At 66.2% G+C, this 25,561-nt stretch carries 22 protein-coding genes; 11 read left to right on the top strand and 11 right to left on the bottom strand.

All coding sequences use genetic code 11. The annotated features are described in order from the left end of the window. Positions 1 to 2: 2 nt before the first annotated feature. Both OEW28_RS04580 and smc read right to left on the bottom strand, forming a co-directional pair. Positions 3 to 1,088, bottom strand: coding sequence for a Hint domain-containing protein (locus OEW28_RS04580; RefSeq protein WP_263733519.1), 1,086 nt, complete (start codon positions 1,086 to 1,088; stop codon positions 3 to 5). Positions 1,089 to 1,336: 248 nt separating this feature from the next. After that, positions 1,337 to 4,792, bottom strand: a complete 3,456-nt coding sequence (gene smc, locus OEW28_RS04575; protein ID WP_263733518.1) for a chromosome segregation protein SMC — start codon at positions 4,790 to 4,792, stop codon at positions 1,337 to 1,339. A 204-nt stretch (positions 4,793 to 4,996) separates the two neighbouring features. On the opposite strand from smc, the gene OEW28_RS18890 reads away from it, so the two are divergent. Continuing rightward, a complete protein-coding gene (locus OEW28_RS18890; RefSeq protein WP_412174775.1) occupies positions 4,997 to 5,842 on the top strand; it encodes a GNAT family N-acetyltransferase in 846 nt (281 codons plus the stop codon). 110 nt (positions 5,843 to 5,952) lie between these two features. Here the strand turns inward: OEW28_RS18890 and OEW28_RS04560 are convergent, their stop codons facing one another. Further along, a complete protein-coding gene (locus OEW28_RS04560; RefSeq protein ID WP_263733517.1) occupies positions 5,953 to 6,999 on the bottom strand; it encodes an NAD(P)/FAD-dependent oxidoreductase in 1,047 nt (348 codons plus the stop codon). A 44-nt stretch (positions 7,000 to 7,043) separates the two neighbouring features. On the opposite strand from OEW28_RS04560, the gene mnmD reads away from it, so the two are divergent. Continuing rightward, the gene (mnmD, locus tag OEW28_RS04555) at positions 7,044 to 7,730 is read left to right on the top strand and encodes a tRNA (5-methylaminomethyl-2-thiouridine)(34)-methyltransferase MnmD (protein ID WP_263733516.1); all 687 of its coding nucleotides are present in this window, start codon (positions 7,044 to 7,046) and stop codon (positions 7,728 to 7,730) included. Continuing rightward, on the top strand, positions 7,727 to 8,644 hold the full coding sequence (locus OEW28_RS04550) for a DMT family transporter (RefSeq protein WP_263733515.1): 918 nt from the start codon (positions 7,727 to 7,729) through the stop codon (positions 8,642 to 8,644). The genes mnmD and OEW28_RS04550 overlap by 4 nt, the downstream gene beginning before the upstream one ends. Here OEW28_RS04550 and OEW28_RS04545 read toward each other — a convergent pair. Beyond that, positions 8,619 to 10,547, bottom strand: a complete 1,929-nt coding sequence (locus OEW28_RS04545) for a lytic transglycosylase domain-containing protein (protein WP_263733514.1) — start codon at positions 10,545 to 10,547, stop codon at positions 8,619 to 8,621. The genes OEW28_RS04550 and OEW28_RS04545 overlap by 26 nt on opposite strands. A 150-nt stretch (positions 10,548 to 10,697) precedes the next feature. On the opposite strand from OEW28_RS04545, the gene dapA reads away from it, so the two are divergent. From dapA to OEW28_RS04525, 4 genes are all read left to right on the top strand, one after another. Beyond that, positions 10,698 to 11,573, top strand: a complete 876-nt coding sequence (gene dapA / locus OEW28_RS04540; RefSeq protein WP_263733513.1) for a 4-hydroxy-tetrahydrodipicolinate synthase — start codon at positions 10,698 to 10,700, stop codon at positions 11,571 to 11,573. Positions 11,574 to 11,691: 118 nt separating this feature from the next. After that, entirely contained in the window at positions 11,692 to 12,105 is a 414-nt protein-coding gene (locus OEW28_RS04535; protein WP_263733512.1) for a RidA family protein, read from the top strand. An 85-nt stretch (positions 12,106 to 12,190) separates the two neighbouring features. Continuing rightward, the gene (locus tag OEW28_RS04530) at positions 12,191 to 13,744 is read left to right on the top strand and encodes an AMP-binding protein (RefSeq protein ID WP_263733511.1); all 1,554 of its coding nucleotides are present in this window, start codon (positions 12,191 to 12,193) and stop codon (positions 13,742 to 13,744) included. 78 nt (positions 13,745 to 13,822) lie between these two features. Next, on the top strand, positions 13,823 to 15,478 hold the full coding sequence (locus OEW28_RS04525; RefSeq protein ID WP_263733510.1) for an amidohydrolase: 1,656 nt from the start codon (positions 13,823 to 13,825) through the stop codon (positions 15,476 to 15,478). Positions 15,479 to 15,519: 41 nt separating this feature from the next. On the opposite strand, the gene OEW28_RS04520 is transcribed toward OEW28_RS04525, so the two are convergent. The 4 genes from OEW28_RS04520 to OEW28_RS04505 form a co-directional block, all read right to left on the bottom strand. Continuing rightward, a complete protein-coding gene (locus OEW28_RS04520) occupies positions 15,520 to 16,179 on the bottom strand; it encodes a hypothetical protein (RefSeq protein ID WP_263733509.1) in 660 nt (219 codons plus the stop codon). Positions 16,180 to 16,355: 176 nt separating this feature from the next. Beyond that, complete coding sequence (locus tag OEW28_RS04515; RefSeq protein WP_263733508.1) at positions 16,356 to 17,126, bottom strand: sulfite exporter TauE/SafE family protein; 771 nt, start codon at positions 17,124 to 17,126, stop codon at positions 16,356 to 16,358. Next, a complete protein-coding gene (locus OEW28_RS04510) occupies positions 17,123 to 17,923 on the bottom strand; it encodes a pyrroline-5-carboxylate reductase family protein (RefSeq protein ID WP_263733507.1) in 801 nt (266 codons plus the stop codon). The genes OEW28_RS04515 and OEW28_RS04510 overlap by 4 nt, the downstream gene beginning before the upstream one ends. Positions 17,924 to 17,932: 9 nt before the next feature. Then, positions 17,933 to 18,376 (bottom strand): ion channel, encoded by a 444-nt coding sequence (locus OEW28_RS04505; protein ID WP_263733506.1) that lies wholly within the window; start codon positions 18,374 to 18,376, stop codon positions 17,933 to 17,935. A gap of 179 nt (positions 18,377 to 18,555) precedes the next feature. On the opposite strand from OEW28_RS04505, the gene smpB reads away from it, so the two are divergent. Next, positions 18,556 to 19,026 (top strand): SsrA-binding protein SmpB, encoded by a 471-nt coding sequence (smpB, locus tag OEW28_RS04500; protein ID WP_263734376.1) that lies wholly within the window; start codon positions 18,556 to 18,558, stop codon positions 19,024 to 19,026. Between the two features lie 63 nt (positions 19,027 to 19,089). After that, positions 19,090 to 20,007 (top strand): sulfotransferase domain-containing protein, encoded by a 918-nt coding sequence (locus OEW28_RS04495; protein WP_263733505.1) that lies wholly within the window; start codon positions 19,090 to 19,092, stop codon positions 20,005 to 20,007. A 10-nt stretch (positions 20,008 to 20,017) separates the two neighbouring features. Here the strand turns inward: OEW28_RS04495 and OEW28_RS04490 are convergent, their stop codons facing one another. Continuing rightward, on the bottom strand, positions 20,018 to 21,442 hold the full coding sequence (locus OEW28_RS04490; protein ID WP_263733504.1) for an amidohydrolase: 1,425 nt from the start codon (positions 21,440 to 21,442) through the stop codon (positions 20,018 to 20,020). Positions 21,443 to 21,569: 127 nt separating this feature from the next. On the opposite strand from OEW28_RS04490, the gene sseA reads away from it, so the two are divergent. After that, on the top strand, positions 21,570 to 22,421 hold the full coding sequence (sseA, locus tag OEW28_RS04485; RefSeq protein WP_263733503.1) for a 3-mercaptopyruvate sulfurtransferase: 852 nt from the start codon (positions 21,570 to 21,572) through the stop codon (positions 22,419 to 22,421). Positions 22,422 to 22,431: 10 nt separating this feature from the next. Then, the gene (locus tag OEW28_RS04480) at positions 22,432 to 23,613 is read left to right on the top strand and encodes an amino acid aminotransferase (RefSeq protein WP_263733502.1); all 1,182 of its coding nucleotides are present in this window, start codon (positions 22,432 to 22,434) and stop codon (positions 23,611 to 23,613) included. A gap of 151 nt (positions 23,614 to 23,764) precedes the next feature. On the opposite strand, the gene OEW28_RS04475 is transcribed toward OEW28_RS04480, so the two are convergent. Both OEW28_RS04475 and OEW28_RS04470 read right to left on the bottom strand, forming a co-directional pair. Next, positions 23,765 to 25,078: an ammonium transporter gene (locus OEW28_RS04475; RefSeq protein WP_318527493.1), complete on the bottom strand. Its 1,314-nt coding sequence runs from the start codon at positions 25,076 to 25,078 to the stop codon at positions 23,765 to 23,767. 29 nt (positions 25,079 to 25,107) lie between these two features. Beyond that, positions 25,108 to 25,446, bottom strand: a complete 339-nt coding sequence (locus tag OEW28_RS04470) for a P-II family nitrogen regulator (protein WP_263720599.1) — start codon at positions 25,444 to 25,446, stop codon at positions 25,108 to 25,110. Positions 25,447 to 25,561: the final 115 nt, after the last annotated feature.

Here is a 25,561-nt window from a genome sequence, read left to right as displayed (position 1 = left end):
CGTCAGGCGACGGCTTTCGCGGCCTGGGCTCCCAGCGGGGCCATTTTTGTCCACAGCGCCTCGGCCTCTTTCGCTGTCAGCGTGCGGCGCGCGGTCGGGCCATAGAACGTCCAGTCACCCGCGAATTCCGGGAACGCACGCTCCATGTCGGCGCGGGCCTCATCGGTCAGGCTGGCGATGGCTGTGTCGCCGGGGAACAGGCTTTCCGTCTCGGCCCCGTTCGACAGCACGATGTCGTGACGGTCAAGCATGAGGTGGAAGTATTCTACCGCCTCGGGCTGCGGGACATGCGGGGCGGCAACCTTCACATGCTTTGCAGCGACCAGAACCTCGGGCTCGCCGAACAGCATCTCGGCTTCCCAGCCACGAACCAGAACGCGGTGCTGCGGCGAAACCCAAAGGTCGGACTTCGGCAGCCCATCGCCCATTGCGCCGGCAGGGATGCAGACCGGGCGCATTTCCGGGCGGAAGCGCAGTTCGCTGTCGCTCAGAACGCGCGACGCGGCGAAGCGCACCGTCGCCACACTGCCCGAAGCGGTCAGCACCTCGTCGCCTTCCTTCAGGCTCTCGACAGGGACCTCGCCCGAAGGCGTCGCGATCAGAGTGCCACGCAGGAAGCAGACGGGCGGCGGCGTGGTCGTCGTGGATGTCAGCGGAATTGCGCCGGTACCAAACGCTTCCATCTGCGCCTGCGTCGCCGTTCCGTCGTTGACGAAGAAGAACTGCGTATTGTTGCTGTTGCCAGAAGGCAGGCCGATGACTTCGATCAGCGTTACCTCTTTGCCAACCAGCCCGGTTTGGGTTTGCTGGCCGTTCGTCTGAGAGTTGTCGGGCAACGTGCCCGACAGAACGTAGATGAAGTTGTACTCGACGCCGTCGATCCACACCGTGGTGTCCGGGTCGGCGGTCGCGCCATCAATGTAGTCCAATTGCAGGTCGCCGGTGGTGTTGCTGCCCAGCGTGCCCGATTCAAAATAGATCTGTGTGACGGGGACGCCGCCGCTCCCACTGGTTTTGATCGGGTTAAGCGTGGCGTTGTTTGCGGTAACGCTATCCGCGCGCACCCAGAATGAGTCGGAAATTGCCATGACTGTTCGCCTCCTCAACAATACGAGTCCGGATCGGAGGCGCGCTCCGTCCGGCGATTCCAGAAACCTTCGCCCACTTCTTGACCGGCAAATCGGTCGATTTTGTGACTGGCGCCAGCTTCTGACTGCTCGGCGCAACAAAAGCTCAAAAAGCAAATAAAGTATATAACATAATCCCTAGGGAGGGCATCAGGCTCGATTTAAGGGCGAAACTGTGACTGGAAATACATCCTGCCGCTGCGCAAGCGTCACGCCACCAGCGCCTCGGCCCGCTTCAGGTCGACGCTGACAAGCTGGCTGACGCCCTGCTCCTGCATCGTCACGCCGAAAAGGCGATCCATGCGTGCCATGGTCACGGCGTGGTGGGTGATGATCAGGAAGCGCGTGTCGGTGCGCCGCGTCATCTCGTCCAGAAGGTCGCAGAAGCGCGTGACGTTGGCGTCGTCCAGCGGCGCGTCGACCTCGTCCAGCACGCAGATCGGGGCCGGGTTCGCGAGGAAGACCGCGAAGATCAGCGCCAGCGCCGTCAGCGTCTGTTCGCCCCCCGACAGAAGCGAAAGCGTCGCCAGTTTCTTGCCCGGCGGCTGGCACATGATCTCAAGCCCCGCCTCCAGCGGGTCGTCGCTTTCGACCAGGACAAGGTTCGCCTCGCCCCCGCCGAAGAGATGGGTGAAAAGCGTGCGGAAGTTCGAATTGACCTGCTCGAACGCGGTCAGAAGGCGTTCGCGCCCCTCTCGGTTCAGGCCGGCGATGCCGGACCGCAGCTTCTTGATCGCCTCTTCCAGATCGGCCTTTTCCTTGACCAGCGTATCGTATTCGGTCTGAACCTCCTTGGCGTCCTCCTCGGCGCGCAGGTTCACAGCGCCAAGGGCATCGCGCTGGCGGCGCAGGCGGTGCACGTCGGTGTCCAGGGATTCGGCCGACGGCATGGTCTCGGGGTCCGCATCCAGGCTTTGCAGAAGCGTTCCGGGCGTGTTTTCGGTTTCCTCGCGGATCCGGTCGGCGGCGGCCGTCACCGTTTCGCGCGCGGCGTCCGCCCGGGCTTCAGCCCGCGCACGCGCCTCGCGCGCCTCGGATGCCGCGCGCTCTGCCTCGCGCTCCTGATCGGCGACAAGGCGCATGAGGCTTTCGCCCTCCGCCAACCGGTCAGCGGCGGCGCGGCGGCGGATTTCGGCGGTTTCGATCGCCTCGTTCAGCTCTTCCCGCTTTGCCGCGATCTCCTCTGGCGCAGCCTTGGCCTCGGCAAGCTCCTCTTCGCTGGCGGCCTTGCGTTCCGCAAGCTCTGCCGTGCGTTTCTCGGCGGTATCCAGGCGATGGCGCCAGCCGGAAAGTTCCTTGGTGATTTCCTGGCGGCGGCGCAGGCGCGCCTCGCCCTCGCGGCGGATTTCGTCGTGATGCGCGCGCTTGGCCATCATCGTGACCCGCGCGGCCTCGACAGTCAGCTTTACATCCTCGACCTCGACCCGCGCGGCTTGCAGGTCGGGCAGCGCAGCGACCGACGCTTCGGCTTCCTTGAGCCGCGCGCGCGCGCCCATCGCCTCTTCCTCGTGGCGCGACATCGCCAAGCGGGCGCTTTCCAGCTTGCCGGCGGCAATCGACCTGTCGGCTTCAGCCTTCGACAGCGCGCGGGACGCCTCGGCCATCCGGCGGTCGGCCTCGCGCCGGGCCTCGCGCGCGGCCCTGTCGGCGTCCGAGGCGGCGGCCATCTGCCGGGTCAGGTTTTCATGGGCCTGGCGGGCGCCCTCGGCGCGAACACTCGCCGCGTCAAGATCGCGCTTCAGTTCCTCAAGCCGGTTCAACTGCTGCAGACGCAGGGCGGACGCCTGCGGGGCGTCCTCGGCCGCGGCGCGGAAACCGTCCCACCGCCACAGGTCACCCTCAACCGAGACAAGGCGCTGACCCGGTTGCAATTGCGGCTGAAGCCGCGCGCCGTCATTGCGTTCGACCAGACCGATCTGGCCGATCCGGCGCAACAGGACCTCTGGCACCGAAACCACGTCGCCCAGACGCCGCACACCGGCGGGCAGCGCCTGCGCCTGGTCATAGTCGGGGATCGGCGCCCAGCCCGAGGCAGCGTCGCCCGGAACCTCCGGCGCGCGCAGATCGTCGGCAAGCGCCGCGCCAAGGGCCTTTTCGTATCCCTTTTCGACCCGGACACGGTCCAGAAGCTGCTTTCCCGTCGCGGCCTCACGTTCGACGAGCCTGGACAGCGCCGTGACTTCGGCGCGCAATGCGCCCGCCTCGCCCTCGGCCTCGGACCGCGCGGCGCGGGCTTCGGACTCACGGGCCTGCGCCTCGCCGCGCGCCTCGTCGGCTTCTATCAGCCGCTCTTCGGCCGCCTCGGCCGCGCTCGTCGCCTCTTCCTGCGCTTCGCGGGCGGTTTCATAGTCGTCGCGCGCCCGGTCCAGCGCGGATTGGGCCTCTGCCGCCGCGGCGCGTGCGCGCGTGGCGTCTGCCTCGCCCTTGTCCAAAGTGGAGCGGCTGTCGGCAAGCAGCCTGTGTGCGGACTGGTGGCGCGCGGCAAGCCGGGCCACGTCCTCGTTCAGCTCGGACAAGGCGGCTTCGCGTTCGGACATGACCGAGGACGCCGCCTGCGCGGCCTCCATCGCATCGGCCAGCCGTGTTTCGTGTCCCTCAGACGCCTTGGCGATCTGGCCCTGCTCCCACTCCAGCCGGCTGATCATTTCGCCCGCATCGCGGTTCAGGCCCGCCTCGCGCTCGATGTCGCGCGCAAGCTGGACGATCCGCGCGGACAAGGCGTCGATCGTCTGACGGGCACGCGCCTCCTGATCCGACAGCGTGTCGCGCTGGACCGACAGGCGCTGCAACACCGCGCTTGCGATCGCCTCTTCTTCCCTCAACGGCGGCAGAAGCGACTCCGCCTCTGCCCGACCCTTGGCAGCCGCGCGGGCGGCCGCCTCAGCCGCAGACGCGCCCTTGGTGCGCTCGGTCAGATCCGCCTCGGCCCGAAGCCGCGCCTCGTCCGCCTCGCGCCAGCGGCGATAAAGCAGCATCCCTTCCGCCCGGCGCAACTCGGCGCCGATCTCGCGGTAGCGCGCCGCCTGCCTGGCCTGGCGGGCAAGTTGCGACAGTTGCTGGGCGAGCTGCTCGACCACGTCGTCCACGCGCGCAAGGTTCTGTTCGGCGGCGTTCAGCTTCAGCTCGGCCTCGTGGCGCCGCTGGTACAGACCGGAGATCCCGGCGGCTTCCTCAAGGATGCGACGACGGCTGCGGGGCTTGGCGTTGATCAGCTCCGATATCTGCCCCTGACGCACCAGCGCCGGCGAATGCGCGCCGGTCGAGGCATCGGCGAACAGCATCTGTATGTCGCGGGCACGCACGTCCTTGGCATTCGCCTTGTAGGCAGACCCCGCGTCCCGCGTTATGCGGCGCGTGATCTCAAGCTGGTCCTGGTCGTTGAAACCCGCCGGCGCCAGGCGCTCGGTGTTGTCGATGGTCAGCGACACTTCGGCGAAGTTGCGCGCAGGGCGGGTGGCCGCGCCCGCGAAGATCACATCCTCCATCCCGTCGCCGCGCATCGCGGTCGGTCGGTTTTCCCCCATGACCCACCGCAAGGCTTCAAGCAGGTTCGACTTGCCGCAGCCGTTGGGCCCGACGACGCCCGTCAACCCTTCGTGGATCAGCAGATCCGTAGGGTCCACGAAGCTCTTGAAGCCGTTCAGTCTGAGGCGGTTGAAGCGCAAGGGAAAGGTATCCGTTGATTCCAGATGTTCGCCAATCCTTGGGCGTAGGGGGGCTTGAGTCAATGACGTCACCCCGGATATCGGTCATTTCGCGCGGTTTTCCACAAGATATGGCGGATTTCCGCGCTGTCGCTCTTGGCACGGGGTCTTGACCCGGAGCACCCCCGCGCGCCTAATCGCCGCGAACTGGCAGCGGGGGCGGACATGGACGGCGGATCGGGGCGGTGCCTTTGCGGTGTGGTGCGCTATGCGTTCGACGGCGCGCCCAACTGGCAGGGACATTGCCATTGCGACAGCTGCAGGCGTGCGACCGCGTCCCCCTTCACCAGTTTTCTGGCGGTGGATCATGTCCGCTTCCGCTGGACAGGCGATGCGCCGGCGATGCGGGAAAGCAGCCCCGGCGTGGCGCGATTCTTCTGCCGCGCCTGCGGCACGCAGATGGCCTATCAAAGCCCCACCCGTCGCAATGAGATCGACCTGTACGCCGCCACACTCGATGATCCCGCAGGCTTTGCGCCGACCTTCCACGCGCATTGGAACGAGCGCGTGCCCTGGATTCATTTGGCCGACGGGTTGCCCGTTCAGCGCAAGCCCCGCCGGCTGTCGCCGGATGAGGACATGGGGACGGTCCTGTCCCTGGTCCGCCATGCCTTCGACTCCATGGATGGCCGCATCGACCCGCCTTCGTCCATGCATCGCCTGACGCCCGGCGCCATCGCCGAACAGGCACGCGCCGGAGAGGTTTGGGTCATCGAGGATCTGGGCAGCCCGATTGCCTGCATCTTTCTGACGCTTCAGGGCGACCGGCTGTATCTGGGCAAGCTTGCCGTCGATGACCGCTTCCGCGGGCAAGGGCTTGCACGCGAACTGGTAGACCATGCGGCAAGCCGCGCAAGGGCGCTTGGGCTGTCGATGCTTGAGCTTCAGGTCCGCGTCGAGCTGACCGAAAACCAGCACGCCTTCCAATCTATGGGGTTTCAAAAGACCGCAGAGACCGCCCACGACGGATATGACCGCCCAACCAGCCTGACCTTTGCGCGACGGGTCTGAAGCGCGCTGAGCCAAGCGCGGAAAAACAGCGCGGGTGCGCCAGATCGGCTCCCTGCTCTGCCTGCGTGTCGTCCCAGCCGGCCTGACTGTACCCCGCCAACGCCTTCGCGCTACAGGTTGTCCTCCACCCGGAAACCCGCGGGGATCGCATCACGGCCTTCCAGCACAAGGTCGGCCATGACCTCCGCGACCTTCGGGGCCATGCCGAAGCCGATCTTGAAGCCCCCGTTCGCGATGAAGTGCCCGTCCCGGCCCGGCCAGCCGCCAAGCATCGGCGCCCGGCTTTTCGATCTGGGCCGGACACCTGCCCAGCGTTCCAGCAAGGGTGCGCGGGCCAGCGCCGGGCACAGGATCCGAACCTTGTCGATCAGGGGTTGCAGCCGGTCGTCGACCGCTCGCCCATCCTCGAACTCGCGTTCCGAGGTCGACCCGACCGCGACCGTGCCATCAGAATGGGGAACCACGTGCAACCCGTCCGCGAACAGCTGCGGCCTGCCCGCGGCGTCGCAGGCAAAAAGCGCGGCCTGTCCCTTAACGCCCGCGCCGACCGCGCGGCCGAACGCGGCCGACAGGTCGTCCAGGCCCGGCGCCCCCGTCGCCCAGACGACCCGCCCATCTGGTTCTGCCGCTGCGTCGATCTCGACCGCGCCGCCATTGGCGCGGATCGCGGCGACCAGCGCCTGGCTTGCGCGACGCGGGTGCAGGCGGGCGGAAAGCGTGTCCTCGATCAGCCATCCGGTCGCGCTTTCGGGCGCCCAGCCGTGATGCGCGTCGCCCCGCACCAGCCGCCACACGGCCTGCCCCCGCCACAGATCCTCTGCGCCACGGCCGCGTTCTTGCGCCAGCGCCAGCGCCGCGTCGTCACCGACTGGCTGCAACCGGCCCAGGCGGCCATAGCCGGGATCCACGCCGCCCGCCCGCGACACGCCCTGCCAGAAAGCCTCGGCCATGAGCAGGCTTTCCAGCTGAAACTGCTTTTTCGGGTTCCACTGTTCGGGGACATGCGGGGCAAGCGCGCCGACGATGCCGCCGGAAGACCCCGCGCCGATCCGCTCGCGCTCAATCAGGCGGACGGCCGCGCCGCGGCGGCAGCATTCCCAGGCGATGGCAAGCCCGAAGATGCCCCCGCCCATCACTGTGACTTCCGCGATTGCCACCGGTCCGTCCTTCGCCTAACTCCTGATCCGAAGGGTTAGGACAGATGCCGGCGAAGGACCAGAGTGAACGGGTGGACTGGCAACGGGGCGGCACACCGGTCTCGAGCCTGTTCGACGACCCCTATTTCTCGTTGACCGATGGGCTGGCTGAAACCCGTCACGTGTTCCTGGCCGGCAATGGCCTGCCCAGCCGCTTCCGCGACGGTTTCCGCATCGCCGAGCTTGGTTTCGGAACAGGGCTGAACCTGCTTGCAACCTTGATGGCGCTGGAAGCGCAGGGCGCGCCGGGGCGGCTTTTCTACACAAGCTTCGAGGCATTTCCGATGCCAGCCCCGGACATGGAGCGCGCGCTGGCGTCTTTCCCTGAAGCCGCGTCCCGCGCCGGGCCGCTTCTGACCGCCTGGCGCGCGGGACGGCGACGCTTCGCCCTTGGCCCGGTCGAAGTCGAGATCGTTGAAGGCGACGCGCGCCAGACCCTGCCGCGATGGACGGGCCGGGCGGACGCCTGGTTCCTGGATGGCTTCTCACCGGCAAAGAACCCCGAGTTGTGGGAAGACCGCCTGATGCGCGAGGTCGCCCGCCACACGGCAGAGGGCGGCACCTTCGCCACCTACACCGCCGCCGGATTCGTGCGCAGGTCCTTGCAGTCGGCGGGCTTTCAGGTAGAGCGCACCAAAGGCTTCGGCCACAAACGCCACATGAGCCGTGGCAAGCTTTGCGGAACGACATGACCCCCACCAACCAGCGCGCCGGCATTTTACTGATGATCGGGGCCGCCCTGATCTTCTCGGCGCAGGACGCGCTTTCGCGCCATCTGGCCGAAACCTACAACGTCTTCATGGTGGTGATGATCCGCTACTGGTTCTTTGCCGCCTTCGTGACATGGGTCGCCTATCGGCAGGCGGGCGGGTTTCGCGCCGCGGTGCGAACGGGTTATCCCGCGCTACAGATCTTTCGCGGCGTCCTGCTGGTCGCCGAGATCTGCGTGATGGTCGTGGCCTTCACGCGTCTTGGCCTGATCGAGGCCCACGCGATCTTCGCTGCCTATCCCCTGATCGTGGCGGCCCTTTCGGGTCCGGTTCTGGGCGAAGCGGTCGGCTGGCGGCGATGGGCGGCGATCGGCGTGGGTTTCGTCGGTGTGCTGGTCATCCTTGATCCGGGCGTGACGGTGTTTTCACCCAATGCGCTGATACCGGTCGTGGCATCCTTCATGTTCGCGCTTTACGGGCTTCTGACCCGCTATGTCGCGCGCAAGGACAGCGCCGCCGTCAGCTACTTCTGGACGGGCATCAGCGGGGGCGTCGTGATGACGTCGATCGGCCTGTGGTTCTGGGAACCGATGACCCCGGCGGACTGGGGGTTCATGGCCATGCTGTGCATTTCGGGCGCCACCGCGCATTACCTTCTGATCCGGGCCTATGCCGTTGCCGAGGCAAGCTCGATCCAGCCCTTCGCCTATTTCCAGCTTCCCGCCGCGTCTTTCCTGGGGATCTTCATCTTCGGCGAGACGCTGCGGACGAACGTCCTGATCGGCGCCGGCATCGTCGTCGCCGCCGGGCTGTTCACGCTCTGGCGTGCCCGGGTCCGTTCATCCCGAGCCGCGCGTCAAGGCGCAGGCCTCAGCGGCCCTTCAACAGATCCGTGAACGACTTGTCCGCCGTGCCGCCAAGACGCATCCGGTAAATCGGCAGGCTTTCGGCGACGCGCATGACGTAATTCTGGGTTTCCCGGAAAGGGATCGCCTCGATCCAGTCGACCACGTCCACCTGGTCCGACCTGGGGTCGCCAAAAGCACCGATCCATTGGCGCGGTCGGCCCGGCCCTGCGTTGTATCCAGCGGCCACAAGCACCGGCGAAGACCCGAACTCCGCGACCAGGCCGGCCAGGTAGGCGCTGCCGATCTGCGCGTTGTATTCCCAGTCGCTGCTCAGCTTGGCCAGGTCATAGCCGATCCCGATGTCGCCCGCGACCTTCTTGGCGGTGGCGGGCATCACCTGCATGAGCCCGCGCGCGCCCACATGCGAAACGGCCGTCGGGTTGAACTCGCTTTCGCGCCGCGCGATGGCAAGCGCCAGTTCGGGTGCGATCGGCAGCTTCAGCTTCTCGATGCCGTTCGTCGGAAAGTAGGCGGTCGGCAGGATCACTCCCTTGTCGGCCGCGGCCTTGGCCAGCAGCAGTGCGGTGTTCGCGTCGCGCCAGTCAAGCGCCAGGCCGGCCAGCCGCGCGATGTCCTGCCCCGGCAGGCTTTCGGACAGGTGCAACAGGAACCTCAGCGCCAGCGTCCTGTCACCCGACGCCTGCAAGAGCTGGGCGGCCTGGAACACGGTTGACCCCGCGAAGGACGCGCCGCGCCAGTCCGGATATGTCTCGCCCCCAGCCATGCCTTGCGGCAGCGGCAACCCGACCTTCTCCGCCGAAAGAAGGCCGTAGAACGCGGTCTGGTAGCGGGCGCCTTCGGCATAGGCGGCCTGCGCTTCGGCCTTGCGTCCCATCGCCTCGTAGGCGCGCCCTTCCCAGTAGTTTGCGCGCGCCAGGCTGATCGGGCTGGAAACAGCGGCCTCGAACCGGGTGAAGTGCTTCAGTGCGGTTTCAGCCTTGCCCAGTTTCCGCAGTGCGATGTAGCCGGCCAGCCATTCCAGGTCGGCGTAATCCTCGCCCGAGGTCAGATGATGTTCGGCGGCAAGACGGTAGGCGCGGCCTGCGTCCCCTTCGCGCATCTCCTTGCGCGCAAGCTTGCGGCGCCAGTCTGCCCACTGGTCCGGGTCGCCAAGCGCGGCAACGTTTTGCGACCGCTCCAGCAGCAGCTCGTCCGCGCTGTCGTAAAGGTCACGGCGGATGCGCCAGCGAAAGCGATCGTAGGCCAGCCCGCCTGAACTCACTGCTGAATCAGGCAGCGCTGCGATCAGCCCGTCCACGCCCTTTTCGTCGTCCTGAAGTGCGATGCGCGCCGCAGCGACCGCGCGCGTGTAGGGGCTTGCCAAGGCCAGCATCCGCCGGGCGTCACCCGTCAACCCCGCCCGAAGCAGAACCGCAGTCCGGCCGTCGTGATGATCGGCCAGCACCGCGCCATAGCGGTCAAGGAAGGCCGCATGTTCGTCGGCGGTCAGCGACAGGCTGCGCCAGGCCCGAACGATTTCGTCACGTGCCTGGCCGTGGGCCCCGCTGGCCTCAAGCGCTGCGGCATAGGCCAGGCTGCCCGTGCCGGTCTGGGGCGCCTGGGGGCGGAAATAGGCGATGACGGCCGCGGGATCCTGGCCGGCGGCGATAGCCTCGCCCTTCTTGCGCAGAAGCGGCAGGCCGGGCCAGTCCGGGAACCGCGACAGGAATGCGACATAGTCCGAAAAGCCGCCTTCGCCATCGCGAAGCCGCTGCCACTCGACGATGGCCTGCGCAAGCGGACCCGATCGCGCCGCCTGCCCCATCGCCGCGGACCAGTCCCCCGAGGCTGCCGCGCGCATCGCAAGCGCCATTATCGCGGGATCGTCCGCACGCAACGGAGATGTGAAGGAAAGCGTCAGGGACGCGGCAAGGACTAGGCTGCGGATCATGGTTTTCTGCGACTGCTTCGTGTTTTTCCGCAATCCTACCGGCCCTACGCGCGACCGCAACACACAAACTTGGCAATCCCCTCGACTACGGCTAGGTTCCGCCCGTTTTCAACCGGGCGATTCAAGCCCAGACCATCAAAGGAGCGTGTCATGTTCAAAGGGTCCTTCCCAGCCCTCGTCACGCCGTTCAAGAACGGCGAGCTGGATCTGGACACGCTCAAGAAACTCGTGGACTGGCATGTCGCCGAAGGCAGCCACGGCCTCGTACCGGTGGGCACGACCGGCGAAAGCCCGACGCTTTCCCACGAAGAGCATATCCGCGTGATCGAAGAGGTGGTGAAGGCCGCCGCCGGCCGAATCCCGGTGATCGCCGGAGCCGGCTCGAACTCGACCGAGGAAGGGATCTTCCTGATCCGCGAGGCCGAACGCGCGGGCGCCGACGCCGCGCTGGTCGTGACGCCCTACTACAACAAGCCCACGCAGCGCGGTCTTTACGCGCATTTCAAGGCGATGCACGACGCAAGCAACCTGCCGATCGTGATCTACAACATCCCCGGCCGTTCCGTCGTGGACATGACGCCGGAAACGATGGGCGAGCTGGCCAAGCTGCCCCGCATCGTCGGCGTGAAGGACGCGACCGGCAAGATCGAGCGGGTCAGCCAGCAGCGCGCCGCCTGCGGCGCCGATTTCATTCAGCTTTCAGGCGAGGACGCGACCGCGCTTGGCTTCAACGCGCATGGCGGCGTCGGCTGCATCTCGGTCACCGCTAACGTCGCGCCCCGGCTTTGCGCAGAGTTCCAGGACGCGACGCTGCGCGGGGATTACGCCAAGGCGCTTGAATACCAGGACCGGCTGATGCCCCTGCACGAGGCGATTTTCATCGAGCCGGGCCTGTGCGGCGCGAAATACGGGCTTTCCCGCCTTGGACTGTGCGCCGAGGACGTGCGCCTGCCGTTGACCGGCCTGCTCGACGCGACGAAGGCCCGAATCGACGCCGCGATGCGCCACGCCGGGCTGATCAACTGACAAGCCGAGCCGCGCCCCCGATCCGCTGAACCGCCCGACCCGGCGGTTCCGCACCCACATATCTGGCGACGATTTGGCCGAGTCCGTGCTACCCTGCCGGGAAGGCGGGAGATCGCACATGGGATATGACCGGGAATTGATCTCGAACGGCAACCCGATGGAGGCGGTGGTGGGGTTTTCCCGCGCCGTCCGCGTCGGCCCCTACATCTCGGTTGGAGGGACCGCACCCGTGGGGCCGGACGGCAAGACCGTGGGGATCGGCGATGTGGCAGCCCAGACAAGACGCTGCATCGAGATCATAGAAGACGCCTTGATCAGCGCCGGATCGGGCCTGGGCGACGTCGTGCGGACCCGCGTGATCCTCACGGACATCACGCGCTGGAAGGAAGCGATCGACGTGCGCAAGGAATATTTCCGCGACATCCGCCCGGTGGACACGATCATGGCCGTCACCCGTTTCGTGAACCCGGAATGGCTGGTCGAGCTTGAGGTCGACGCGATCATCGCCGGCTGGCGCGACCAAGGCGGCTGACCCGGCCGGTTTGACGCCGCCTGCGGTGAAAACCGTGGTGCTCTTGCCGCAGTTGTGCGGATGCGGTTGCCGGAAGGAGATTGCCATGTCGACGTTTTCCAGCCCGTTCGGAGAGATCGAGACAAGCGGCCTGACCATCACGCAGCGGGTGTTCCAGGGCCTGGCCGATCGCGATCGCGATGCCATGATCGACGGGCCGACCGGGCGGCGCGTCACTGCGGGGGAACTGGTCGACGGCACCCGCGCGCTTGCCGGCGGCCTTCGCCAGCGCGGCATCGGGCCGGGCCGCGCTGTCGCCATCATGCTGCCGAACCTGCCGGAGTATTTCGCGTGCTTTCACGGCACGGCCTGGGCGGGCGCGACTGTCACAACGGTAAACCCGACATACACCGCGGCAGAACTGCACCACCAGTTGACCGACGCCGGCGCAGAGATCCTGATCACGCTGCCGGCCTTTGCCGAAACCGCCATCGCGGGTGCCGAGGGAACCCGCGTGCGCGAAATCTTCGCCCTGGGGGACGCCGCCGGGACCGCGCCCTTCAGCGAACTCATGGGACCGCCCTTGGTGCAACAGGTCCCTGTGGACGTGGAGAACGATACGCTTGTCCTGCCCTATTCATCGGGAACGACGGGCCTGCCCAAGGGCGTGATGCTGACCCACCGGAACCTCGTGGCGAATGTCGATCAGACCAATCACGCCCGCCCGATCGCCGCCGAGGAATGGACGGTGGGCTTTCTTCCCTTCTTCCACATCTACGGTATGACCGTGCTCATGAACCTTTATCTGGCGGCGGGCGCCGGCGTCGTCACGATGCCGCGGTTCGATCTGGAGTTGTTCCTGAAGCTCCTTCAGGACCACCGAACGAAACAGGTCTTTGTCGTGCCCCCCGTGGCATTGGCGCTGGCCAAGCATCCGTTGGTCGACAACTACGACCTGTCGTCGCTCCAGTATGTGTTTTCGGGGGCCGCACCTCTTGGTGCACCGCTGTCCAACGCGGTCGAGGCGCGGTTGGGCGTGCGCTGCGAACAGGGTTACGGCATGACCGAGATGAGCCCTGTCAGCCATTTGAGCGCCCGGATGCGCGGGCGCCCCGGCTCGGCGGGCCAGACGGCGCCCTCGACCGAATGCCGCATCGTCGATCCGGAAACCGGAAGCGACCTTGGCGTCGGGGAGGTTGGCGAGCTTTGGGTGCGCGGGCCGCAGGTCATGAAGGGCTACCTGAACAACGCCGAGGCCACGGCCGCAACCCTTGTTCCGGGCGGCTGGCTCAGGACCGGGGACATCGCGGCTTACGACGAAGACGGTTACCTTTTCATCCACGACCGCCTGAAGGAATTGATCAAGGTCAAGGGTTTCCAGGTCGCCCCAGCGGAAGTCGAGGCAGAGTTGCAGTCGTGTCCGGGCGTCGCCGATGCGGCCGTCATCGGCGTTCCGGATGACGAGGCCGGAGAGGTGCCGGTGGCCTTCCTCGTGCGCGCGCCGGGCGCCACCGTCGATGCGGATCAGGTGGCGGCGCATCTGTCCGCGCGGCTTGCGCACTACAAGCTGCCCCGCACCATCCACTTCGTGGGCGCGATCCCAAAATCGGCCTCGGGCAAGATCCTCAGGCGGATGCTCAGGGCGGAACTGACCGGCTAGTCCGGAAATATCCCTTTTGGGGAATGGCAGGGGCCACGGCTTGACGATACCCCTTGGGTATTCATACCGGAGGCCGCGATGACACCGCATATGATCCTGACCAATGCCCGCATCCTGACAATGGACCCGGACTGCCCGAAAGCCGAGGCGATCGCACTGTCGGGCGACCGGATCGCCGCCATCGGCGGAAGGTCCGAGATCGAGGCGCTGGCAGGCCCCGCGACCGAGGTCGTGGACTGCATGGGCGCGACCGTGATGCCCGGCTTCGTCGAAAGCCATCTTCACCTGGTGCTTGGCGGCACCGAGCTTGCGCATCTGCAACTGACCCATGTCGAGGGCGAAGAGGCGCTGGCCCGCGCCTTCCACGATTTCGCGGCCCGAAACCCCGATCAGCCGCTGCTGATGGCGCAGGGCGGGCATTACGCGATCCTAGATCACCCGATGACGCGGCATGACCTGGACCGGATCATCGCCGACCGTCCGATCGCCATAACGGCGCATGACCATCACACGGTCTGGGCCAATACAGCGGCCTTGACCGCCGCCGGGATCCTGCACGGCGGCAAGACCCCGCCGGGGCACGAGATCGTCATGGGACCAGACGGCACGGCGACCGGCGAGCTGCTGGAGTTTGAAGCTTTCGCTCCCGTCGTCGCGCTTGGAGGAGAGTCCCGGCTTTACCTTGGCATCGCAACGGGTGGCGAACCCTCGCCCTGGCCATCAGAGGCGGAGCAGGCGATCGACCGCGCCAAGGCCGCCCGCGGGCTTGCCCACGCCGCGCGTCACGGCATCACCTCGATGGTGAACATGGACGGCAACCGCTACACGCTGGAGCTTTTGCGTGGCCTTCAGCGTGAGGGCGCTCTGACCGCCCGCGTCAAGGTGCCCTTCCACTTCAAGCCCCACATGGAGCTGTCCGAACTTGACCGGGCGGACCAGATGACGAAGGATTTCGACGACGACTGGCTATCGTGCCGTTTCGTCAAGATGTTCATGGACGGGGTTTCGGACAGCCGTACGGCCTACATGCTGAACGACTATCCGGGACATCCGGGGCACCGTTCCGAGCCGCTATTCCCCGGCCCCCGCTTCAACGAGATCGCCTCTGAGGCCGACCGGCGCGGGATGCAGATCGCCGTTCACGCGATCGGGGATGGCGCAATCCGCACGACGATCGACGGCTATGAGGCCGCGCAGAAGGCGAACGGCCGCCGCGACAGCCGGCACCGCATCGAACATATCGAACTTATCGACCCCGCCGATGTTCCGCGCCTGGCCGCCTTGGGGATCACCGCCTCGATCCAGCCTGTCCATGCGCCCGGCGCGATGGATTTCGCCCTGCAGCCCACGTTGGACACCATCGGGCGCGACCGGTGGAAAGACTTCTTCCTCTGCCGCACGCTGGTCGAAGCCGGCGCACGCATCGCCTTCGCCTCGGACTGGCCGGTTACGGACGTCTCGGTCCTGCGTGGCATCGGCGCGGCCATGACACGCCCCATCTATGAAGGAACCAGCGATCAGCGCATCCCCCTGGCGGACGTGCTGCGTGCCTATACGGCGGACGGGGCATGGGCCGCCCATTGGGAAAATCTTACCGGCACGCTGAAACCCGGCATGGCCGCCGATGTCGTGGTCCTGTCCGACGATATCGAAGCGGTGCCGCACGAGGACATCGCCAAGATGTCCGTCAGGCGCACGATCTGCGGCGGCAAGACCACCTATATCTCAGAGTAGCGGCGGCAACCGCTTGCGAAGCAAGGTCTGCGCGCCCCGGGCTATTGATAGTAGACGCGGCAGTGCGCCAGATCCTTGTTGTGCTCGTAGGTGCACTTCGTGGGCATTGTGACCGGCGGGGCTGATGCCGCGACAGAGCCTGGGCTGCCGCCTGCCGTTGTCTTCGCAGCCGGAGCCCGGCCTTCGATCAGGGTCCAGATGCGCGATGCCAGCTCCTGCGAAAGCTCGCGCAATTCGACCTCGGGCTCCTCGAGCGTGGCAACCGCGATCAGACCACCGGGCACCCAGCCACCACCGCCCGCGCTCACTTGGGTCGGCGGCAACAGAACCGTGCCCGACCGCAGGTCCCTGATCATCACCCGCGCCTGCAACACGCTTTCCCCGCCAAGCATGAACGCCTGTCCGGCAGAGATGATGTTCACCGCCTCAAGCTCGATGTGGACCCGCGCGCTGCGGTCGCCTTGTCCCGCACCGATCAGCACATCGTTCGCCGCCTTGCGTACGGCGGTCTCGATCTGCGCCGTCGACAGCGGCCGACCCTTGCTGGCCGGGCCGATCATGGAAACGTCCACCGAAACCTGCGTGATCTTGATGCTTCGCTGCACGGCTTCGTCGATTGCCGCACCTTGCGGCGCCGGCCCCGCGCATCCAAGCACGATGATCGGCAGGCAGATCCGGGTCAATCTGGAAAGAACCTTCATTTGGCACCCCCCTCTTTCATGGGCGTGCCCGAACTGAATGACAGCATGTCCGCTCCCGAGCACGCCTGTCCGCAAATTCAGGTTAGGTCAAACTTTCTGCAATTGGAACAACAACTTAATGTCGTCTCATTGCCGCCCTCACAACCAGGGATGGCAAGGCCGCGGGGCCGTGCCGGCTATAACCCGCCCCAGAATGCACGCACCGTCATCGCAGTCCCCATAGCGATGACGCCCCAGCGCAGGACCGCCTGCGGAACGGAACGCGATGCCACACCACCGACATAACCGCCGATTGCGGCGCCTGCGGCCACGGCGATGGCATGGGGCCAGGACACAGCGCCACCCCAGACATATATCCCCGCGGCGATCAGGCTCATCGCGCTGATGACGGCATTCTTCAGCGCATTGGCCTGAAGGAAGTCGCCGTAACCCACCAGGACAAGCGCGGCCAGCATGATCTGTCCAAGGCCCGCGCCGAAATAGCCGCCGTAGACCGACATCAGGAACAGCCCCGCCGCAGCGATCCAGCGCCGGCCGGGTCGCGGCCTGAGGAAACGGACCGCAAGCCGCCGGATCGTCGGCGCCGCGGTGAAGATCAGGGTCGCGGACAGCAGAAGCCACGGCACCGCCGCCTCGAATGCCATGGCGCCCATCACGGTCAGAAGGACGGCCCCCGCCGCACCGCCCAGAACCCCGAGGGCCAGGGGCTGCAACAATCCCCGCCCGACCGCTCGAAGCTCCGCACGATAGGCGGGAAGGGCCGCGATGTTGGATGGAATCAACGCCACGAAATTCGTGGCATTGGCCGCCAGCGGCGGCAGGCCCGACAGGATCAGCACCGGAAAGGTGAAAAAGGATGCCCCGCCGGCGACGGCCGACACCGCGCCCGCAAGAAGCCCGACAAGCAAAAGCAGAGCCGCCCCCGGAAGCGTCAGGTCTGCGCTCACGCTTCCCCCTCACCGATGCTGGCCGCGCGCGCCGCCGCAGCGTCAAGGCCCTGCGATATCGCCCGCGCGATGCCCGCGTCCCTCATCGCGACGATCCCCGCGGCAGTGGTGCCCGCGTAGTCGACCATGGCCTGCACCTGATCCGCGGGGCTTGCGCTTTCTTCGGACAGGATCGTTCCGCTGGCCAGGAACAGTTGCCGCATCGCGCGTTCCGCGACAGCGACCGCGATCCCCCTGTCTGTCGCGTGACGGATCATCGCGTCGGCGAACAGGGCAACGAAGCCGGGCACCGGCCCCGTCATCGCGGTGAACTGATCGATCTGGTCTTCGGACGGGACCTCATCCGTCAATCCCACGGCCTCGAACACCGACCTGACCGTCGCACGGTCTTCAGGCGAAACCTCCGCCGAGGCCACCCAGGGCGAATAGGCAAGTCCGCGCGCCGCAGCCGGGCTTGACATGGCGCGCACGATGCGCGCCGCGCCGGTCAGGGCCGCTAGCCGCTGCAGCGTCACACCGGCCATCACGGAAATCACCAGCCGGTCACGCGCCGATATCCCGATCTTGCCGGCCAGCGCGGGCGGCACCGACAGCACGACCGTGTCGCAGGCCGCCGCCAGCTCCGTGTTGTCCGCCGTGACCGTCACGCCCTGCCAGTCAGCCAGTGCGGGCGCCACGCCCGACCGCGCCGATATCCACAGGTTTTCGGGCGCGACCGCTCCTGCCGTCAGCATCCCGCGCGCGATGGCGCCGCCAAGCTGGCCGTTTCCGCCGATGATTCCGATCTTGCCCTTCAAGACCATAGTCTAGTCCCTTCTCCGCTTTCCTTCGAGCTGGCTCAACCGGATGTGGCGCAGCACTTCCACCAGCATGGCCGTCAGAAGCCCCATGTTCAAAAGCCCGTTCGCCGCCGCCATGCCGCCAAGCAACCGCCATTCATGCGGAAGCAGGATGTCACCGAACCCAAGCGTCGTGAACGCGACAAGCGAGAAATAGACCGATGCCTCCATCGTGATGAAGATGTCGAGCGCCCTGAGCGCCAGGGCCCAGATCCACACGCCGGCCGTGACCATGCCCAGCACCCAGACCGCCGCCACCGCCAGCACCAGCGCTAGCTTCGGGCGGTGCGGTTCCCTGACCAGCCAGGTGTGGTGCCGAACCAAAAGAACCTCGAACGCCCAGAACGCCAGACCGGAAACCAGCACCGACGTCAGCATGAGCGCTGTGCCCAACGCGATTTGAACCAACATACCTGGCACCCCGCTACAATCGCGCAAGCGCGGCCGCACGGCCCTTGCTACGCGCCTTGCCCGCGATGTTAGCGAAGCGGCAGGTGGGCGCAACGGGTCGAAACCCCGGCGTCCCTGGCGGCCCCCGCTTCACCCCCCGTCTGGACTTGTCCGCGCCGCTCGCCTATCTCCTGCGGATCATGGCCCAGAAGTCCGACCCGAATTACAAGATCATCGCCGAAAACCGCCGCGCGCGGTTCGACTATTTCATCGAAAGCGATCTTGAGGTCGGGATCGTTCTGACCGGGTCCGAGGTCAAGGCGCTTCGCACCGGCCAATCCAACATCGCCGACAGCTACGCCTCGGTCGAGGATGGGGAGCTTTGGCTGATCAACGGCTATATCGCCGCCTACAAGGAGGCAGGCGTCTTCGGGCACGAGGAACGCCGCCGCCGCAAGCTGCTGGTATCCAAGCGCGAGCTTTCGCGGCTCTGGCAGGCCGTGGGACGCGAGGGCATGACGCTTGTGCCGCTGGTCATGTATTTCAATCACAAGGGCCGGGTGAAGCTGAAGATCGGCGTCGCCAAGGGCAAGAAGGTCGCCGACAAGCGCGCGACCGAGGCCAAGCGTGACTGGAACCGGCAAAAGCAGCGCCTGCTCAAGCAGGGTTGAAGCTGCTTTGAGCGATCCGCGGGCCGTGTTACGGTTTCCGATCCTTTCGGGGGGATCCACCAGATGGCCACGGAATTGCCGATCCGTTCGGACGTCTACGACGGCCCGCTGACCACTTCGTCGATCTGGGAAAAATTTTCGCTGAGGGCGGGCGACGTGATCGTTTCCACCCCGCCCAAGAGCGGAACCACCTGGACGCAGATCATCGTCACCAGCCTGATCGCGGGGCGTCCGCTCAGCCCACGGGAGATGGGCGAAGTGTCGCCCTGGCTTGATTGTGCGCTTCATGACCCCGAAGAAAGCAAGGCCCTGTTGGACGCGCAGGACATCCGGCGCTGCATCAAGAGCCACACGCCACTGAGCGGAATCGCCTATGATCCGCGCTGTGCCTACATCGCGGTCTACCGCCACCCCTTGGACGTGCACTTCTCGATGCGGCACCACGCGGCCCACATGGAAAGCGACGTGATGCGGGTGCGCTATCCCGGCGACGTCCGCCTTGCGTTGCGCATGTTCCTGGACGACGAACTTTATGGCGGGTCCTGCGATGCGCTCGACCTGCATTCGATCGCCTACCACTACGCCTCGTTCAAGAAATGGGAGAGGCTGGGCAATATCCATTTCTTCCACTACGCCGACATGGTGGCCGACCTGCCCTCGGCTGTGCGGAGAATGGCGCGCATCCTTGGCATGGACGCACCGGCCTCGCTGCTCGATGAGATCACCCAGGGTACGACATTCGCCAACCTCAAGAAGATGGCAGCCGCTTCGGATCAGCGGGCGACCGGAGAGCCGGACTTCTACCTAAGCGCCAATTTCTTCAACAGCGGCGCTTCGAACAAATGGGAAGGCCAGCTGTCGTCAACCGACCTGGCCGAGTTCGAAAAGCGCATTCGCCAGCTTCTGCCAGAAAAAGATGCCGCCTGGCTGCTCTGGGGCAGCCGTGCCACGCCTGGTCTGGCGGAAGGAACGCCATCCTGACCCAGGCCGGTCAATTGCTCGCGCGGGGCACCAGCGGCGGCTGCACATCGTCAGGGATCGGGCAGATGTAGGGTTCGCGCGCCAGCCTTTCGGCATGTTCGGCCTGCGCCTGACGCAGCAGCCCATGGTCCTTGAACAGCTTTTCTGCGCAGCGCGCCATTGCCTTTGCTGCATGCGCCATTCCCTTGTGCGCCGCCGGCGCCTTGCCCTGCGCCGTGATCTGCCAGCTATGCGCAGGCGTGCCGATCGCATGCGTAGCCGCCAGCACCTGCACCAGCGGCACCGCCCAGCTGACATCGGCGACATCGGTCGAACCGATCATCACCTCGCCCTGAGGATAAAGCCCGACGACGTAATCGCACAACGGCTCGTCATTGCGTGGCACCATGCCGACGCGGTGGTAGGGCTGGGTCAGGTCGGCCTCGGACAGCGTGGCCTGGATGCGGGCTGCATAGTCTCGGTCGATCGCATCGAAGGCGACGCCGCCCAGCTCGTCGAGCGCGGATTGCATGACCCGTTCCATGACGCCATTGCCCAGCATGTTGGACACGGCTGAAAAAACCTTCATTTCGACCGTCGTGCCGGTCATCAGCGCCGCGCCGCGGGCGACGTCCTTGACCCGCTCGACGATCGCCAGCATGTCCGCCAGACGCAGGGCGCGGATGGAATAGCGGACCTTGGCACGGGCCTGCACGACGTTGGGCGCCGTGCCGCCAGTTTCAAGATAGGCGTAGTGGATCCTCGCGTCCTGAGGCACGTGTTCGCGTAGATAGTTCACCCCGACCGAGGTCAGTTCGACCGCGTCCAGCGCGGAGCGGCCCAGATGCGGCGATGCCGCGGCATGGGCGGCGCGGCCGGAGAAGGTGAAATCCATCCGCGTGTTGGCAAGGCTGAGCGCGTCATCGACACGCGTCATGCAATCCGGGTGCCAGGTGATGGCGGCGTCCACGCCTGCGAAGGCGCCCGCGCGCACCATGAAGGTCTTGGCGGCGCCCCCCTCTTCGGCCGGACATCCGTAGTAGCGAACCCGACCCGGCGTGCCGGTCGCCGCCAGCCAGTCCTTCAGCGCTGTGGCTGCCAGAAGCGCAGCCGAACCCAGCAGGTTGTGGCCGCAGCCATGGCCATTGCCACCCGGTTCCAGTTCCTGGGGATAGTCGACGCCGGCCACCTGGCTCAGTCCCGGAAGCGCGTCGTATTCGCCCAGGATCGCAATCAGCGGACCGCCCTCGCCCGCCTCGCCCATGACGGCGGTAGGGATGCCCGCGACGCCTTCGCTGACCCGGAACCCCTTTTCTCGCAGCATCGCGGTGTGCTCGGCGCAGGAACGGTATTCGTCATACAGCGTCTCCGGCATGCCCCAGACCCTGTCGGACAGGCCGATCAGGTCCGGCGCATGCGCCTCGACCATGGCCCAGATCGCTTCCTCGTTGCGCATGATGCCTCCTCCGACGGTTCGCGTGATGATTGACCTGCACCCGCGTTCCGCGCAAGCGGCTGGCAAAGCGGCCTTGCACGGTTTCGCCCTGCCGCGTATTTCGTGGGTACCGGACAAAGGGGGGACCATGGCCCAGAACGATCCCAGGACGCTCGTTTCGACCGATTGGCTCGAGGCGCATCTGAAGGACCCCGACCTCAGGATTCTGGACGCGTCGTGGTACCTGCCGGAGGCCGGACGCAACGCCAAGGCCGAATACATGGCCTCCCACATTCCCGGCGCGCGCTTCTTCGACATCGACGAGATTTCGGATCAGCGGTCATCCTTGCCGCACATGGCGCCGCCACCGGAAAAATTCATAAGCCGGATGCGCGCGATGGGCGTCGGCGACGGACATCAGGTCGTCGTCTATGACGGCGCGGGGCTTTTTTCCGCCGCGCGGGTCTGGTGGACTTTTCGCCTGATGGGCAAGACCGACGTGGCCGTGCTGGACGGCGGATTTCCCAAGTGGGCCGCCGAAGGGCGCCCGGTCGAGGACATGCCACCCATCTTGCGTGACCGCCACATCACCGTCAGCCGGCAGGCGCATCTGGTCAAGGATGTGACCCAGGTCGCGTCCGCCTCGAAACTTGGCGATTACGAGATCATCGACGCCCGCTCTTCGGAACGGTTCCGCGGCGAAGCCGCAGAGCCGCGCCCCGGCCTGCGATCCGGCCACATCCCGAACTCGAAAAGCGTGCCTTTCGGCCGGCTTCTGAACGCGGACAAGACGATGAAGTCCCCGATGGAGATTCGCGGCGTCTTCGAAGACGCGGGCGTCGATCTGCGCAAGCCCGCCATCACCAGCTGCGGTTCGGGCGTCACTGCCGCGATCCTGAGCCTGGCGATGGAGCGGATCGGAAAGACCGACCACTCACTCTACGACGGGTCCTGGTCTGAATGGGGAATGTATGGCGACCTCAAGGTCGCGAAGGGATAGGAGATTCCCGATGTTCGGAAACCTGAAACCGCAACCCGCGGACAAGATCCTGCAACTGATCGGCCAGTACAAGGCGGACCCGAGGACCGACAAGATCGACCTTGGCGTGGGTGTCTACAAGGACGCGACCGGCCTGACCCCCGTCATGCGCGCGGTCAAGACGGCCGAGAAACAGCTGTGGGAAACCGAAAAGACCAAGTCCTATACCGGGCTGGCCGGTGAGCCCGAGTACAACGCTGCCATCGCGGAACTTGTTCTGGGCGGCACCGTGGCGGGCGACCGCATATCCTCGGTCGCCACGCCCGGCGGTACCGGCGCCTGCCGTCAGGCGTTCGAGCTGATCCGGCTCGCCTCGCCCGAAGCTTGCGTCTGGGTGTCGGACCCGACCTGGCCCAACCACCTGTCAATCCTGAACCACCTGGGCATGACGATGCGGCCCTACCGCTATTTCGACGCGGAAACGCGCGGCGTGGACTTTGCGGCGATGATGGACGATCTGGCCGGGGTCAAGGCGGGCGACGTGGTGCTTTTGCATGGCTGCTGCCACAATCCGACGGGCGCGAACCTGACCCTGCCCGAATGGCAGGCCGTGGCCGCGCATCTGGAAAAGACCGGCGCGATTCCGATGATCGACATCGCGTATCAGGGCTTCGGCGACGGGCTGGACGCCGACGCGGCAGGCGTGCGCCTGATCGCCCAGCACCTGCCCGAGGTGCTTATCGCGGCGTCCTGTTCAAAGAACTTCGGCATCTACCGCGAACGCACCGGCGCGCTGATCGCCCTGTCCGATCCCGCCAGGCGCGAGGTGACGCAAGGCACGCTTGCCTTCCTGAACCGCCAGAACTTCTCCTTCCCGCCCGACCACGGCGCGCGGCTGGTCACCATGATCCTGACCGACCCCTCGCTGCGCGCCGACTGGCAAGCCGAGCTTGAGGATGTGCGCCGGGGCATGCTGGCACTGCGCGAGCAACTGGCGCAGGAACTGCGCGCGCTGTCCGGTTCCGACCGATTCGGCTTCATCGCGCAGCACCGCGGCATGTTCTCGCGCCTGGGCGCCACGCCCGAGCAGGTCGAGCGGCTCAAGACCGAACACGGCATCTACATGGTGGGCGATTCCAGGTTGAACATCGCCGGGCTGAACGCCAGGACCGTGCCGATCCTGGCACGCGCGATCCTTGATGTCGGCATCTGAGCCGCGGCGCCGTCTGCCCTTGACGTCCCGAAAGTCGGCCGAGGGCATCGCGCAGTTGACTGTTCTCTGACAAGAACGAAAGCGGCCCCGGGTTCCGGGGCCGCTCATCCTTCCGCCCAAGCCGAAAGCCGCGGGCGAAAGGGGTCTGGTATCAGGAGTGATAGGCGCTTTCGCCGTGCGAGGTGAGGTCAAGGCCGCGGCGTTCGTCATCCGCGGGGACACGCAGGCCGATGGTCTTGTCGACGATCAGGTAAAGCACGGCCGAAACCACGGCGCACCAGATGATCGTGATGCCCACGGCCTCGATCTGGATCCAGGTCTGTCCGGCGATCGAATAGTCGTCGCCACCCGTGCCGCCAAGGCCCGGCGCGGTGAAGATGCCGGTGCCGACGGCGCCGATGATCCCGCCCACGCCGTGGATACCGAAGACATCCAGGCTGTCATCATAGCCGAACTTGTTCTTCACGACCGCGACGAAGAAGTAGCAGACCGAGGAGGCAAGCGCGCCCAGGACGATCGCGCCGACCGGTCCGACCGAACCCGCCGCCGGGGTGACGGCGACCAGGCCCGCGATCATGCCCGACGCCGCGCCGAGCATCGATGCCTTGCCGCGCAGCACTGCCTCGAGCAGCGCCCAGGCCAGGATCGCGCCCGCCGTCGCGGTGAAGGTGTTGATCATCGCAAGCGCCGCGCCGCCGTTGGCTTCCAGGTTGGAACCCGCGTTGAAGCCGAACCAGCCGACCCACAGGATGCCCGCGCCGACAAGCGTCAGCGTCATCGAGTGCGGGGCCATCATGTCCTTACCCAGCCCGATGCGCGGCCCCACGAACATGGCGCCCACAAGGGCCGCGATGCCTGCGTTGATGTGAACCACGGTGCCGCCGGCGAAGTCGAGCGCGCCCATGTTGAAGATCAGGCCCGAGGCGTCCCAGACCATGTGCGCGACCGGGAAGTAGACCAGCGTCACCCAGAGGGCCGAGAACAGCATCACCGCGCTGAACTTGATTCGCTCGGCGAAAGCGCCGACGATCAGCGCGGGCGTGATCGCCGCGAAGGTCATCTGGAACGCGATGAAGATGTATTCGGGGATGACCACGCCGTCGGTGAAGGTCGCGGCCATGCTGTCAGGCGTCACACCCGCCAGAAACAGCTTGCCCATGCCTCCCCAGAAGGGGCCGGTGCCGCCGCCGAACGCGAAGGAGTAGCCGTAGACGACCCAGATCACCATCACCATCGCGGCGATCATCGTGCACTGCATCAGGACCGAGAGCATGTTTTTGGCGCGCACGAGGCCGCCATAGAACAGCGCCAGCCCCGGCACGATCATGAACAGAACAAGCACGGTAGCCAGAAGCATCCACGCCACGTCCCCCTTGTCCATGACGGGTTCGGCGTCCTGGGCAAAGGCGGGGGCGGCGGCCAGTAGGGCAGCCGCGAACCCTGTAAGTTTCGTCAGTTTCATCATGGTTTTTCCGCTTTCGAATGGGGTGAGGCCTAGAGCGCGTCGTCGCCGGTTTCACCGGTGCGCACGCGCTGGACCGCCTGAAGGTCCAGAACGAAGATCTTCCCGTCGCCGATCTTGTCGGTGCGGGCGGTCTTGGCGATCGTTTCGACCACCTCATCCGCGATGGCGTCGGTAACCGCGATTTCCAGCTTCATCTTGGGAACGAAGTTCACGGCGTACTCGGCGCCACGGTAGATCTCGGTATGACCCGACTGGCTGCCGAATCCCTTGATCTCGGACACCATCATGCCGCGCACGCCGATGGCAGTCAGCGCTTCGCGCACCTCTTCGAGTTTGTACGGCTTGATCGCCGCGATGATCAACTTCACGTCTCCCTCCTTGCCTGGGACATGGCCCCAAGCGGGACCGGACGCCCTGATCGAAAATTCTGCGGCGCAGCAACACAAGAAAAGGCACGGGCTCGCAGGGGGGCAATGCGCGCAT

This window comes from Albidovulum marisflavi (assembly GCF_025751435.1).
In the GTDB taxonomy this organism is placed as follows: Bacteria; Pseudomonadota; Alphaproteobacteria; order Rhodobacterales; family Rhodobacteraceae; genus Albidovulum; species Albidovulum marisflavi.
The sequence above is the reverse complement of the archived record's forward strand: the minus strand, read 5'-3'. Positions and strand labels throughout refer to the sequence as shown.